The organism is Streptomyces sp. SID13666 (genome assembly GCF_010548325.1).
Classification (GTDB): domain Bacteria; phylum Actinomycetota; class Actinomycetes; order Streptomycetales; family Streptomycetaceae; genus Actinacidiphila; species Actinacidiphila fildesensis.
Window position 1 is genome coordinate 63,722 of sequence record NZ_JAAGLX010000021.1, and the last position, 12,592, is coordinate 76,313.

The 12,592-nt window shown below is 73.2% G+C and carries 10 protein-coding genes; 5 read left to right on the forward strand and 5 right to left on the reverse strand.

What is annotated here, in order from left to right:
• Positions 1-42 precede the first annotated feature (42 nt).
• A complete protein-coding gene (locus tag G3I60_RS24950) occupies positions 43-1,134 on the forward strand; it encodes a DUF2637 domain-containing protein (RefSeq protein WP_164295219.1) in 1,092 nt (363 codons plus the stop codon).
• A gap of 23 nt (positions 1,135-1,157) precedes the next feature.
• Here G3I60_RS24950 and G3I60_RS24955 read toward each other — a convergent pair whose 3' ends face one another.
• Complete coding sequence (locus tag G3I60_RS24955) at positions 1,158-1,601, reverse strand: ATP-binding protein (protein ID WP_138358050.1); 444 nt, start codon at positions 1,599-1,601, stop codon at positions 1,158-1,160.
• A 222-nt stretch (positions 1,602-1,823) separates the two neighbouring features.
• Between G3I60_RS24955 and G3I60_RS24960 the strand changes: the two genes are divergently transcribed.
• Entirely contained in the window at positions 1,824-4,931 is a 3,108-nt protein-coding gene (locus G3I60_RS24960) for a glycoside hydrolase family 38 C-terminal domain-containing protein (protein ID WP_164295220.1), read from the forward strand.
• Positions 4,932-4,967: 36 nt separating this feature from the next.
• On the opposite strand, the gene G3I60_RS24965 is transcribed toward G3I60_RS24960, so the two are convergent.
• A complete protein-coding gene (locus G3I60_RS24965) occupies positions 4,968-6,710 on the reverse strand; it encodes a pyruvate dehydrogenase (protein ID WP_164295221.1) in 1,743 nt (580 codons plus the stop codon).
• An 87-nt stretch (positions 6,711-6,797) separates the two neighbouring features.
• On the reverse strand, positions 6,798-8,312 hold the full coding sequence (locus G3I60_RS24970; protein ID WP_164295222.1) for a protein phosphatase 2C domain-containing protein: 1,515 nt from the start codon (positions 8,310-8,312) through the stop codon (positions 6,798-6,800).
• 241 nt (positions 8,313-8,553) lie between these two features.
• On the opposite strand from G3I60_RS24970, the gene G3I60_RS24975 reads away from it, so the two are divergent.
• The 3 genes from G3I60_RS24975 to G3I60_RS24985 all read left to right on the forward strand — a co-directional run bounded on the left by G3I60_RS24975 (position 8,554) and on the right by G3I60_RS24985 (position 10,577).
• Entirely contained in the window at positions 8,554-9,537 is a 984-nt protein-coding gene (locus tag G3I60_RS24975; protein WP_138358042.1) for a LuxR family transcriptional regulator, read from the forward strand.
• 54 nt (positions 9,538-9,591) lie between these two features.
• Positions 9,592-10,074, forward strand: coding sequence for a DUF456 domain-containing protein (locus G3I60_RS24980; protein WP_138358040.1), 483 nt, complete (start codon positions 9,592-9,594; stop codon positions 10,072-10,074).
• A gap of 89 nt (positions 10,075-10,163) precedes the next feature.
• Positions 10,164-10,577 (forward strand): PPOX class F420-dependent oxidoreductase, encoded by a 414-nt coding sequence (locus G3I60_RS24985; protein WP_138358038.1) that lies wholly within the window; start codon positions 10,164-10,166, stop codon positions 10,575-10,577.
• Here the strand turns inward: G3I60_RS24985 and G3I60_RS24990 are convergent.
• Positions 10,560-11,063 (reverse strand): methylated-DNA--[protein]-cysteine S-methyltransferase, encoded by a 504-nt coding sequence (locus tag G3I60_RS24990; RefSeq protein WP_343241965.1) that lies wholly within the window; start codon positions 11,061-11,063, stop codon positions 10,560-10,562. The genes G3I60_RS24985 and G3I60_RS24990 overlap by 18 nt on opposite strands.
• A 35-nt stretch (positions 11,064-11,098) precedes the next feature.
• Entirely contained in the window at positions 11,099-12,502 is a 1,404-nt protein-coding gene (locus G3I60_RS24995; protein ID WP_164295224.1) for a bifunctional transcriptional activator/DNA repair enzyme AdaA, read from the reverse strand.
• Between the last annotated feature and the right edge of the window lie 90 nt (positions 12,503-12,592).

Here is a 12,592-nt window from a genome sequence, read left to right on the forward strand (position 1 = left end):
CCCGCGGCCCGAGCGCGACGGAAGCGACGCTAGGAATCGCACATGAGACTTACCGACATATCGCTGGACTGGACGCTCTCGGGGGCCGTGGGCCTGGCGGTCCTCGCGGCCTCGGCGGTCGCGCTCCGCAACCGCCGTGCGCGCGGCGGCGACGAGAACGTACCCGGCAGCGATTCATGGGAGCGCAGCGAGGAACGCCGGCGCCGCAAGGAAGCGGTCTACGGAAGCGCGTCGTACGTCCTGCTCTTCTGCTGTGCGGCGGTCGCCGCGGCGCTCTCCTTCCACGGACTGGTCGGCTTCGGCCGGCAGAACCTGAACCTCGACGGCGGCTGGGAGTACCTGGTCCCGTTCGGCCTCGACGGCGCGGCGATGTTCTGCTCGGTGCTCGCGGTGCGCGAGGCAAGCCACGGCGACGCGGCGCTCGGCTCCCGGATGCTGGTGTGGATGTTCGCGGGCGCCGCGGCCTGGTTCAACTGGGTGCACGCGCCACGCGGTATCGAGCACGCCGGCGCTCCGCAGTTCTTCGCCGGGATGTCCCTGTCGGCGGCGGTGCTGTTCGACCGGGCGCTCAAGCAGACCCGCCGGGCCGCGCTGCGCGAACAGGGCCTGGTGCCGCGTCCGCTGCCGCAGATCCGGATGGTCCGCTGGATGCGCGCCCCGCTGGAGACCTACGGCGCCTGGTCGCTGATGCTGCTGGAGAACGTGCGCTCGCTCGACGAGGCGGTGGAGGAGGTCCGCGAGGACCGCAAGCAGAAGGCAGTGAACGACGTCCGCCGCCGCGACCACGACCGGCTGGAGCGGGCCCGGGTCAGGGCGCTCAACCGCCAGCACCGCGGCTGGAGCCGGGACCGGGGCGACCGTCGCCCGGAACTGCCCGGCGGAGGCGCGGGCGGCGGAGGTCAGGGCGGCACCACGGAGCCCGTCATAACCGCCGGGACGGCCGAACTGCCGGTGCGCCCGCGTCCCCCCTTCCAGCCGGAGCGCTCGGAGCGGTCCGAACTGCCGGCGGCGTCACCGGTGCCGGCGGAAGCGCCGCTCACCGTCGACCTCACGGCCGAGGACGACACGCTGACGATCCCCCGGCTGGATTCGCTGGAGCGCAAACTCCAGGACCTGGAACGGCAGTTCGGCTGATCCTCGGGCGACACATCGTCATCTCAGGCGGTGTCGACGGCCAGCTCGAACCAGACGATCTTCCCGGTGCCCAGTGAGCGCACACCCCAGGAATCGGCGAGCGCCTGCACGAGCAGCAGCCCGCGGCCCGACGTGGCGTTCTCGCCCGGTGTGTGCAGCCGGGGGCGCCTGGCCGCGTGGTCGTGCACCTCGACGCGCAGCCGGTGCACCGGCCCGCCGGAGAGCGTCGCGGTGAGCACCGCTCCCTCGTCCGTGTGCTGGAGCGCGTTGGTGACCAGTTCGCTGGCCAGCAGTTCGGCGATGTCGACCAGTCCCGGCACACCCCAGTGCCGCAGCTGCTCGCGCAGCAGCCTGCGCGCCTCGGCTATCGCCGAGAGATCCGCGTGGCGCAGGGCGTGCCGCAGTTCCCGCACCTCGACGGTGCCTCGTGGTCCGTGGCCGCATTCTTCCTTCGGCTGACGCTCCATCGCTCCGCTCCGGCCGCCGCCCTCATCCCCGTCGAACATCCTGTCGGGATGCATGCCCACCGCAGGGCCATCCAGTCATGGGCCCGGGTTCCGCCGGGGGCACGGCAGTGCTGCCCACCACCGGCCGGACGGACCCTTGTTGCGGACGCGGGGGGAACGGGTAACCCCTCGCATGAGCCGATTCCGCCGGGGGGTGACCCCCGAACCCCCTCAGGAGCCGCGATGCACGACGACCGGCAGTTGGTCGAAGGACGTCTGGACCGGGCGGTCACCCAGTTCATCAGGCCCGCCCAGTACGCCGCCCGGGTGCCGCTGACCCTGTCCGTGTGGCAGGTGGCGGGTGAACCTGTCCCGGTGGAACAGGCGCTGCAGGGGGTCTTCGAACCCTTCGCGCCCGGCACCGAATGGGGCACTCCGTGGTCGACCAGCTGGTTCCGGCTGGAGGGCGCCGTGCCGCAGAACTGGGTCGGGCAGCGCGTCGAGGTGGTCATCGACCCCGGGTTCACCGGCGAGGGACCGGGGTTCCAGGCCGAGGGACTGGTCCACGACGCGGCGGGGGTGCCGGTGAAGGGCATCCATCCGATGAACCGCCATGTCCCGGTGACCGCTTCGGCGCTGGGCGGCGAGCCGGTGCACCTGCTGCTGGAGGCGGCCGCCAACCCGGCCGTGCTGCACGGCTTCGCCCCCACCCTGCTCGGCGACGTGCTGACCGCCGGGGACCGGCCGCTGTACCGTTTCGCCTCCGCCGACCTGGCGGTCCTCGACGAGCAGGTCTGGCATCTGCTGCTGGACATCGAGGTGCTCTCCGAGCTGATGGGCGAGCTGGCCCCGCACGAACCGCGCCGGCACGAGATCCTGCGGGCGCTGGAGAACATGCTGGACGCCCTGGACCTGCACGATGTGCGCGGCACCGCGCCCGCCGCCCGTGCCGAACTGGTCGAGGCGCTGTCCCGGCCCGCGCACGCCAGCGCCCACCGGATCTCCGCCGCCGGGCACGCCCATATCGACTCGGCCTGGCTGTGGCCGCTGCGCGAGACCGTCCGCAAGGCGTCCCGGACGTTCGCCAACGTCACCGCGCTCGCCCAGGAGTACCCCGAGCTGGTCTTCGCCTGCTCGCAGGCCCAGCAGTACGCCTGGGTCAAGGAGTACCAGCCGCACATCTGGCAGCGCATCCAGCGGGCCGTGCGCGACGGGTCCTGGGCGCCCGTCGGGTCGATGTGGGTCGAGTCGGACGCCAACATGCCCGGCGGCGAGGCGCTGGCCCGCCAGCTCGTGCACGGCAAGCGGTTCTTCCTCGACGAGCTGGGGGTGGAGACCGAGGAGGTCTGGCTGCCGGACTCGTTCGGCTACACCGCCGCCTTCCCGCAGCTGGCGGAGCTGGCCGGGGTCCGCTGGTTCCTCACCCAGAAGCTGTCGTGGAACCAGTCCAACAAGATGCCGCACCACACGTTCTGGTGGGAAGGCATCGACGGAACGCGGGTGTTCACCCACTTCCCACCCGTCGACACCTACAACTCGCACTTCGCAGGCCACGAACTCGCCCGCGCGGTACGGAACTTCGCCGAGAAGGGCCGCGCCACCCGTTCCCTGGTGCCGTTCGGCTGGGGTGACGGCGGCGGCGGCCCGACCCGGGAGATGATGGAGAAGGCCCGCAGGCTGCGGTCGCTGGAGGGCTCACCGCGGGTCGACATCGAGAAACCGGCCGCCTTCTTCGCGGCGGCGGAACGCGAGTACGCCCGCGAGGCGCCGGTCTGGTCCGGCGAGATGTACCTGGAGCTGCACCGGGCCACGTACACCACCCAGGCGAAGACCAAGCAGGGCAACCGGCGCAGTGAACACCTGCTGCGGGAGGCCGAGCTCTGGGCCACCACCGCGGCGCTGCGCGACCCGTCGTACGGCTATCCGTACGACGATCTGGACCGGATCTGGAAGACGGTGCTGCTGCACCAGTTCCACGACATCCTGCCGGGCAGCTCGATCGCCTGGGTGCACCGCGAGGCCCGCGACACCTACGAGCGGGTGCGCGAGGAGCTGACGGGGATCACCACCGCCGCCGTCCGGTCGCTGGGCGGTGGCGCCGCCGCCGTCCTCAACACCGCACCGTACGGCCGGGACGAGGTGGTCGAGGCCGACGCCGCCGGGCTGCCGGACGGCATCGGCGCCCAGCGGCTGGCGGACGGCCGGGCGGCGGTCGCCGTCCGGGTGCCCGCGCTCGGCTCCGCGCCGCTGGCCGGTACCGACCCCGGGCACACCCCGGTCACGGTCACCGTCAGCGGTGGCACGCACGTCCTCGACAACGGCCTGCTGCGGGTCGTCGTCGACGCGGACGGGCTGCTGGCCTCCGTCGTCGATCTGCGGGCCGGCGGACGCGAGGTGCTGGCGCCCGGCACCCGCGGCAACCTGCTGCAGCTGCATCCCGACCACCCCAACAAGTGGGACGCCTGGGACATCGACCGGCACTACCGCCGGCGGCGCACCGATCTGACGGCCGCCGAGTCGGTCGCGGCGACCGCCACCGGCCCGCTGCTCGCGGTGGTGCGCACCGTACGGGCCTTCGGATCGTCCCGGGTACGCCAGGACCTCCGGCTGCGCGCCGGCAGCTCGCGGCTGGACTTCGTCACCGAGGTGGACTGGCACGAGTCCGAGAAGGTGCTCAAGGCGGCCTTCCCGGTCGATGTGCACGCCGACCGCAGCGCGTCCGAGATCCAGTTCGGCCATGTCTTCCGCCCGACGCACACCAACACCAGCTGGGACGCAGCGCGTTTCGAGATCTGCGCGCACCGCTGGCTGTGGGTCGCCGAGCCCGGCTACGGCGTCGCGGTGCTCAACGACTCGACGTACGGCCATGACGTGACCCGCACCGTGCACGCGGGACGTACCGGAACCACCGTCCGGCTGACCCTGCTGCGCGCTCCGCACAGCCCCGACCCGGAGACCGACCAGGGCACGCACCGCTTCACCTACGCGCTGCTGCCGGGCGCCGGGACCGGCGACGCGGTGGCCGAGGGGCTGGCGCTGAATCTGCCGCTGCGGATCGCCGGGGCGCCGGCGGTGCCGTCACTGGTGTCCGCCGATCACCCGTCGATCACCGTCGAGGCGGTGAAACTCGCCGACGACCGCTCGGGCGATGTGGTGGTGCGGCTCTACGAGTCGCGCGGCGGCCGGGCGGCCGGCACCCTCTCGACGGCGTTCCCGGTCGCCGACGCGACGGTGACGGATCTGCTGGAGCGTCCACTGCGGGCCGCGGAGCGGGCCGGGGACGGCGGCGTCGCGCTGGAGCTGCGCCCGTTCCAGATCCTGACGCTGCGGCTCCGGCCCGCGCGTTCCTGAGCAACCACCGCCAGGGGCCGGGGTCAAGGGCCGGGGTCAGGGCCGCGGCACGTTGCGCAGGTTGGAGCGCGCCATCTGCAGCATCCTGCCGACCCCGCCGTCGAGCACCGTCCTGCTCATCGACAGCGCGAAGCCGCCGATCTGCTCACCGGTGATCTTCGGCGGGATGGACAGCGCGTTCGGGTCGGTGACCACGTCCACCAGTGCCGGCCCCTTGTGCCGGAACGCGCCGCGCAGTGCGTCCCGCAGCTCCTTCGGCTTCTCCACCCGGACCCCGTAGGCCCCGCACGCCCGCGCGACCGCCGCGAAGTCCGGGTTGTGGTTGGCCGTTCCGGACGCCGGCAGACCCGCCACCAGCATCTCCAGCTCGACCATGCCGAGCGAGGAGTTGTTGAACAGCACGATCTTCACCGGCAGATCGTGCTGCACCAGGGTCAGGAAGTCACCCATCAGCATCGAGAAACCGCCGTCGCCGGACATCGCGACGACCTGGCGGCGGCGGTCCAGGAACTGGGCGCCGATCGCCTGCGGCATCGCGTTGGCCATCGAGCCGTGGGTGAACGAGCCGATCACCCGGCGCTTGCCGTTCGGGGTGAGGTAGCGGGCGGCCCAGACGTTGCACATGCCGGTGTCGACGGTGAAGACCGCGTCGTCCGCGGCCTCCTCGTCCAGGACCGAGGCCACGTACTCGGGGTGGATCGGGACGTGCTTCCCGACCTTGCGGGTGTACGCCTTGACGACGCCTTCCAGGGCGTCGCTGTGCTTCTTCAGCATCCGGTCGAGGAACTTGCGCTGCGTCTTGACCCGCACTTTGGGCGTCAGACAGCTCAGCGTCTCGCGCACATCGCCCCACACCGCCAGATCCAGCTTGGAACGGCGGCCGAGGTGCTCCGGGCGGACGTCCACCTGCACGATCTTCACGTCGTCTGGCAGGAAGGCGTTGTACGGGAAGTCCGTGCCGAGCAGGATCAGCAGGTCGCACTCGTGCATCGCCTCGTACGCGGCTCCGTAGCCGAGCAGTCCGCTCATGCCCACGTCGTACGGGTTGTCGAACTGGATCCACTCCTTGCCGCGCAGGGCATGGCCGACCGGCGCCTTCACCCGCTCGGCGAAAGCCATCACCTCGTCGTGCGCGCCGGCCGTGCCGCTGCCGCAGAACAGCGTCACCTTGTCCGCGGCGTCCACCATCCGGGCGAGCGCGTCGAGCTCGGCGTCACCGGGCCGGACCGAGGGCCGGCGGGTGACGAGGGCGTGCTCGATGCTGCGCTGCGGGGCCGGCTGCGCCGCGATGTCGCCGGGGAGGCTGATGACGGAGACGCCACCGCGGCCGATCGCGTGCTGGATCGCGGTCTGCAGCACCCGGGGCATCTGCTGCGGGTTGGAGATCAGCTCGCTGTAGTGGCTGCACTCCTTGAACATCTGGTCCGGATGGGTCTCCTGGAAGTAACCGGTGCCGATCTCGCTGCTGGGGATCTGCGCGGCCAGCGCCAGCACCGGGGCCATCGAGCGGTGCGCGTCGAACAGGCCGTTGAGCAGATGGACGTTGCCGGGGCCGCAGGAACCGGCGCAGGCCGTCAGCTTCCCGGAGATCTGGGCCTCCGCGCCCGCGGCGAAGGCCGCCACCTCCTCGTGGCGCACATGCACCCATTCGATGGCCGCGTTGCGCCGGATCGCGTCGACGACGGGGTTGAGGCTGTCGCCGACGACGCCGTACATCCGCTCCACCCCGGCGCGCACCAGGACGTCGACGAACTGCTCGGCCACGGTCTGCTTCGCCATCGGGCGCACCAATCGCTCGTCGCGGGGACTTCGCTCCATCTCCCCACGACGAGGACGGGTCCGCCACTCAGGCGCGCGCGGTCGCGTTCAGGCGTCCCAGACGCCGACGGCGGTGCGGTCGTCGGCGTAGCCCTTGACGCGGGTCTGCGCCTCGGCCAGGAACGCGGTGAGGCCCGGCGGGCGGCCGCTGCCCCACTGGTGGGCCAGCCGGGCGGCGAGGGCCGGCTCGCCGCGCAGCGGTTCGGCGAGGCCGCCACTGCACAGCAGCAGCGCGTCGCCGGGGTGCGCGACCGAGGCCCGGAAGCGGAAGCGCTCGCCGGGCTCCGCGTCCTTGCCGACCGGGTCCAGGTCCTGCCAGCTGCCGTCGCGGATCCGGAACAGCCCGCCGTCCCCGACCCCGAAGAACAGCCGGATGCGGCAGGACGGGTCCACCGGCAGCAGCAGGCAGCGCAGCGAGGCCGTGTACTGGCCCTCCTCCAACCCGAGGTCCTCGCCCCGGGCGCGCAGCCGCCCGTAGCAGCGGTCGGTGAGCCGGTGCAGCCCGGACTTGAGCGAGCCGCGGCGGGCGGCGCGGATGTCCTCGGACAGCCGCAGCTGGCTCCGGCCGACCGCGCCGGCGATCCACCGGCAGGCGTCCTGCGCGGCCCGGGGCGCGTCATCGGCGGCCCGCGCGCCACTGGCGACCGCCAGCAGCAGGAGGCCGTCGTCGCCGGTGCCGAAGCGCGCCGTCAGCAGCGCGTCCCGCCGGGGCTGGCCCCGGTACCGCGCGGAATCCCCGCGTACGGAGGCGGTCCGCAGCGTCAGGACGCCGTACTGCGCCCCGTCCAGCACCGTGTCGGGTACGAGGCTGTCGAGCTCGTCCGGGTGCGCCACCGGCCAGGCGGTCGGCTCCGCCGCGTACGTCGGAGGGCCGTCGCCCACGAACGGGGGCGCCGCCTCGACGGCCGGCTCCGCCGCCGCCCATCCGGGCGGCAGGTCCGGCGCCGGGCCGGGATCAGGATCGCTCCACGTCACCGGGCCTTCGCCGAAGGCGGTCGGCGCCGGTGCCTCGTAGGGCGGCTGGTACGCCTGCCGCGGTTCCTCGTAGGGCTGCTGATACGCCTGCTGCGGTGTCTCCCGCGGCCCCCACGCCTCGCCCGCGGTGGGGATCACCCCGCCGCGCGGCGGCCGGTCCGCCGGAGCCGGCTGCGGAGCCGCCTGCTGGGACGGGACGGTGGGCGATGGCGGTGCGGGCGCCGCGGGCGGTGTCTGCGGCGGTGCGGCCTGAGCGGCCGTCCGGCCGGTCCGGCGGAGCCGGAGGGTGTCCGGCGGGCCGGGGTCGTCGTGCTCGGGCGCATCCTGGTCGTACGGGCTCCGGTCGTACGGGCCCTGTGCGTACGGATCCCGGGCGGGCGGCACCCGGTCGGCGGGCGGTTCGTCCCGAACAGGTGGATCGTCCCGGACCGCCGGTTCGTCCGGGGCGCCCACGGCGGACAGGGCCGAGGCGTAGTGGTCGTCGACCGTTTCGGCCGACTCCTGTGGATCGCCCGGTTCCGGGCTCCCGTACAACTGGCGCCACCACTCGTCCTCTTGACGAGGGTGCGTCTCCCCCTGCTGGCTCATGCCCTTATTGTCCACCGCGAAAGGCCTTCGGAAACGGTGGACGGCATACCTGACGCGGGTCCGTCGGCCGGCCCTCCCCCCACGGTGGGGTCGGCCGACGGCGCTCGAGCGAAACGACCCAAGTCGTGCCAAGTCATGCCCGCATCGCCGCCACACTGGCAGAACAGGGGGGTGAGCAGGGAAGATGTCCGCGGCGGGAAACCGCCGTGGCTCATTCCCGCCACCTTGGGGAGGGGGCGCCGTGCTCGGTGCCATAGGACTCGACGACGTCCAGGAGTCCGCTTACCGCGCGTTGATCGGTCTCGGTGCCGCCGAGATATCCGACCTCGCGCAGCGCCTCGGCACGTCCGAGGAGGATGCGGCTCGCACACTGCGACGGCTGGAGGGACACGGACTGGTGGCCCAGTCGTCGGCCCGGCCGGGCCGCTGGGTCGCCGCGCCACCGGGCGTCGCGCTCGCCGCGCTGCTCACCCAGCAGCGGTATGAACTCGAACAGGCGGAACTCGCGGCGGCCGTGCTCGCCTCGGAGTTCCGGGCCGAGGCCACCGAACCCGCCGTCCACGACCTGCTGGAAGTGGTGACCGGCGCGAACGCCGTCGCCCAGCGCTTCCTGCAACTGCAGCTCGGCGCGGAGAAGGAGGTCTGCGCCCTGGTCACCGGCACCCCCGTCGCCGTGACCGGCATGGACAACAGCGCCGAGGAGCAGGCCGCCGAGCGCGGTGTCGCCTACCGCGTGGTGATCGAACGCGAGATCCTCACCAGCGCGAACGGCATCACCGAGCTCTCCGCCGCGATGAACCGCAGCGAGCAGGTACGGGTGATCGACAGGGTCCCGACGAAGCTGGTGGTGGCGGACGCGTCGCTCGCCATGGTGCCGCTGACCCGCCGCACCGGACAGCCCGCCGCGCTGGTCGTGCACGCCAGCGGTCTGCTCGAATCCCTGATGGGGCTCTTCGAGGGGGTGTGGCGCACCTCGATGCCGCTGCGGCTGAACGGCCTCGGCGTCGACGAGGTGCCGCTGGACGCGCCCGACTTCGTCGATCTGCAGATCCTCTCGCTGCTCCTCGCCGGGCTCACCGACGCCAGCGTCGCCAAGCAGCTCGATCTCGGGCTGCGCACCGTGCAGCGCCGGGTGAAGCACCTCATGGAGATCGCCGGGGTCACCACCCGGCTCCAGCTGGGCTGGCACGCCTACGAACGCGGCTGGGTCGCCCGGCACGGGTGACCACCCGGCCGATATCCGGGGGCGGGCGCGGCGACTATCCGGCAGGGTGAGTCCATGGGGACACCACAGCTGTGCCTGATCGGCGTCGTGATGCTGCTCGGGCTGCTCGGCGTACTGGTCCCCGGTGTGCCCGGATCGCTGCTGTGCTGGGGCGCCGTCCTGTGGTGGGCGACCAATCTGCACACCACGCTGACCTGGGGGGTCCTCGCCGCCGCCACCGGTCTGCTGGCGCTCAACCAGGTGGTCCAGTGGCTGCTGCCGGCCCGCCGCATCCGCGATTCCCAACTCACCTGGCGCAATGTCTTCGCCGCCGGTTCCACCGCCATCGTCGGGTTCTTCGTCCTCCCGGTGATCGGCGCGCCCATCGGCTTCGTGGCGTACATCTACGCCGTGGAACGCGTCCGGCTCGGGTCGCACGGCGGCGCCTGGACCGCCACCCGCACCGCCATGCGCGCCATCGGCCGCTCCGTCCTCGCCGAGCTCTTCGCCTGCCTCCTGGTGGCGGGCGCGTGGCTCGGCGCCGTCGTCTTCGGCTGACAGCCGGGACCGGCGCCCGGTGCCCTGGGCCCAGCGGCCTAGGTCCAAGAGCCGATGCCCCGGCGTCACCCCGGTGTGAGGCTGGCCGTATGACGATTTTCAGTGCGGGCGAGCGGGCGTATCTGGACGGGCAGAAGCTGGGCCGGCTGGCGACGGTGGACGGGAAGGGGCAGCCGCAGGCGAACGCGGTGGGGTTCGTGGTGCGGGACGACGGCTCGATCGACATCGGCGGGTATGCGATGGGGACGACGAAGAAGTGGCGGAACATCGCGGGGAATCCGCTGGTGTCGCTGATCGTCGACGACATCGTCAGCCGGCATCCGTGGGCGGTGCGCGGCATCGAGATCCGGGGGGACGCGGAGCAGCTGACCGGGGCGCACGATCTGGGGGCCTACCTCAGCCCGGAGGTGATCCGGATCCGGCCGCGCCGGGTGATCACCTGGGGCATCGAGGGCGAGGAGCCCGGGATGCACGGGCGGACGGTGTCAGAGGACGCCCTCTAGCGTGAGCAGGGTCCGCTTGCGCTCCAGTCCGCCGGAGTAGCCGGTGAGGCTGCCGTCCGCGCCGATCACCCGGTGGCAGGGGCGGACGACGAGCAGCGGGTTGGCGCCGACCGCGCCGCCGATGGCACGTACCGCGCCGGGCGATCCGGCGGCTTCGGCGAGCCCGCGGTAGCTGACGGTCGCGCCGTACGGAACGGTGTCGAGGGCGTTCCACACCCGGAGCCGGAAGTCGGAGCCGGCGGGGGCGAGCGGGAGCTCGAACGTCCGGCGCTCGCCCGCGAAGTACTCCTTGAGCTGGCGCTCGGCCAAGGCGAACGCGGTGGGCTCACGGCGCCAGCCGGGCAGGACGGTGGCGCCGCCCCGCTGGCCGGGGACCGAGAGCGAGGTGAGGGCGGTGCCGTCACCGGTGAGGAGCAGCTCCCCGAGGGGGCTGTCGACGGTGGTGTAGAGGGTCACCGGGCCGGCCGCGGGGGTCGCGGAGCTCACGGGCGTTGCGGGGCTTACGGGGCTTACGGGGCTGGTCATGCGGTTGCCATCTCCAGTCGGGGTCGGGCGCGGTGGCCCGCGGCCCAGAGGTGGTGCAGGGCGTAGCTCCGCCACGGGCGCCACGCGTCCCTGAGCGGTGGTTCGTTGGGCAGTGCGACATCGGGGTCGCCGAGGGCGCGGAGCCGGATGTATCCGGCCGTCCGGGCGTCGACGCCCGGCAGGGCCAGCAGCGCGCGGCCCGCCCCGTCGCGGTCGGTGCCCGGGTCGAGGCGCAGGGTGCCGGCGGCGAGCGCGCCGGTCAGCGGGCGCAGGGCGGGGTCGTCGATGCGGGCGGGTTCCGGGAAGAGGTGGGTGAGGCCGCCGTCGGGGGCGGGGAGCGGATCGCCGCAGGCCGTGACGAGCGCGCCTGCGGCGGCCGGGTCGGCGAGTACGGCGCGCACGGCGAGCTCGTCGGGGTCGGCGGCGCCCGGTGAGCGCAGCCCCGGCCGGGCGGCGATCAGCGGCCCGAGCAGTGGGTCACCGCTCAGCGAGTCCGCGACGGCGTACGGGTCGGCGTCCAGGTCGAACAGCCGGCGTACCCGTTGGACGGCGGTGGTCAGGTCCCGCAGGTCGGCGAGGCGGAGCCGGCAGTCGAGCCAGCCGGCCCGGCGGCGCTCGTCCACCTCGGCCACGCCGGGGCCGTGCGGCAGCCGCAGGGTCCGCCGGTAGGTGCGCCGGCCGGGCGGCCCGGTGATCTCCTCGATCCCCGGCACCAGCTCCGTGTGCAGGAAGTCGAAGACCCCCTGCGCGTCGTAAGGGCCCCGGTAGGCGAGCCGCAGGGGCACCCCGGAGGCCGAGCCGGGCTCCGCCGCCCGCCCGGTGGCGGCGGTGGCGGTGCCGGCCCGCGCGGCGGCGCGCAGTTCGCTCGGGGTCCGGGCGTAGATCTCGCGGATGGTGTCGTTGAACTGGCGGACGCTGGCGAAACCGGCCGCGAACGCCGTGTCGGTGACGGACAGGGTGGTGGTCTGGAGCAGGACCCGTGCGGCCAGGGCGCGCTGCGCGCGGGCCAGTGCCACCGGGCCCGCGCCGACCTCGGCGGTGAGCTGGCGGTGGACCTGGCGGGAGCTGTAGCCGAGCCGGTCGGCCAGGCCCGCCACGCCCTCGCGGTCGACCACGCCGTCGCCGATCAGCCGCATGGCGCGGCCCACGACGTCGGCGCGGACGTTCCACTCCGGCGAGCCGGGCACCGCGTCCGGGCGGCAGCGCCGGCAGGCGCGGAAGCCACCGCTCTGGGCGGCGGCGGCCGTGGGGTAGTAGCGCACGTTCCGCTGCTTGGGCGTCACCGCCGGGCAGCTGGGACGGCAGTAGATGCCGGTCGTCGCGACCGCGAAGAAGAAGACGCCGTCGAAACGGGCATCGCGGCCGCGTACCGCCGCATATCCGGTCTCTTCGTCAATCATGTTCCCCAGTCTGCGGCATCGGGCGGCCCTTCACTGGCGGAAATCGGACACGGAGATCAGCGGGGGATCAGCGATACGCGGCAACCTATG

What these genes read in the sequence shown, in the direction of transcription:
- G3I60_RS24985 (WP_138358038.1), top strand. Translation starts at nt 10,164, where the DNA reads ATGACGATTTTCAGTGCGGGCGAGCGGGCGTATCTGGACGGGCAGAAG.
- G3I60_RS24965 (WP_164295221.1), bottom strand. Translation starts at nt 6,710, where the DNA reads ATGGCGAAGCAGACCGTGGCCGAGCAGTTCGTCGACGTCCTGGTGCGC.
- G3I60_RS24955 (WP_138358050.1), bottom strand. Translation starts at nt 1,601, where the DNA reads ATGGAGCGTCAGCCGAAGGAAGAATGCGGCCACGGACCACGAGGCACC.
- G3I60_RS24980 (WP_138358040.1), top strand. Translation starts at nt 9,592, where the DNA reads ATGGGGACACCACAGCTGTGCCTGATCGGCGTCGTGATGCTGCTCGGG.
- G3I60_RS24950 (WP_164295219.1), top strand. Translation starts at nt 43, where the DNA reads ATGAGACTTACCGACATATCGCTGGACTGGACGCTCTCGGGGGCCGTG.
- G3I60_RS24960 (WP_164295220.1), top strand. Translation starts at nt 1,824, where the DNA reads ATGCACGACGACCGGCAGTTGGTCGAAGGACGTCTGGACCGGGCGGTC.
- G3I60_RS24970 (WP_164295222.1), bottom strand. Translation starts at nt 8,312, where the DNA reads ATGAGCCAGCAGGGGGAGACGCACCCTCGTCAAGAGGACGAGTGGTGG.
- G3I60_RS24995 (WP_164295224.1), bottom strand. Translation starts at nt 12,502, where the DNA reads ATGATTGACGAAGAGACCGGATATGCGGCGGTACGCGGCCGCGATGCC.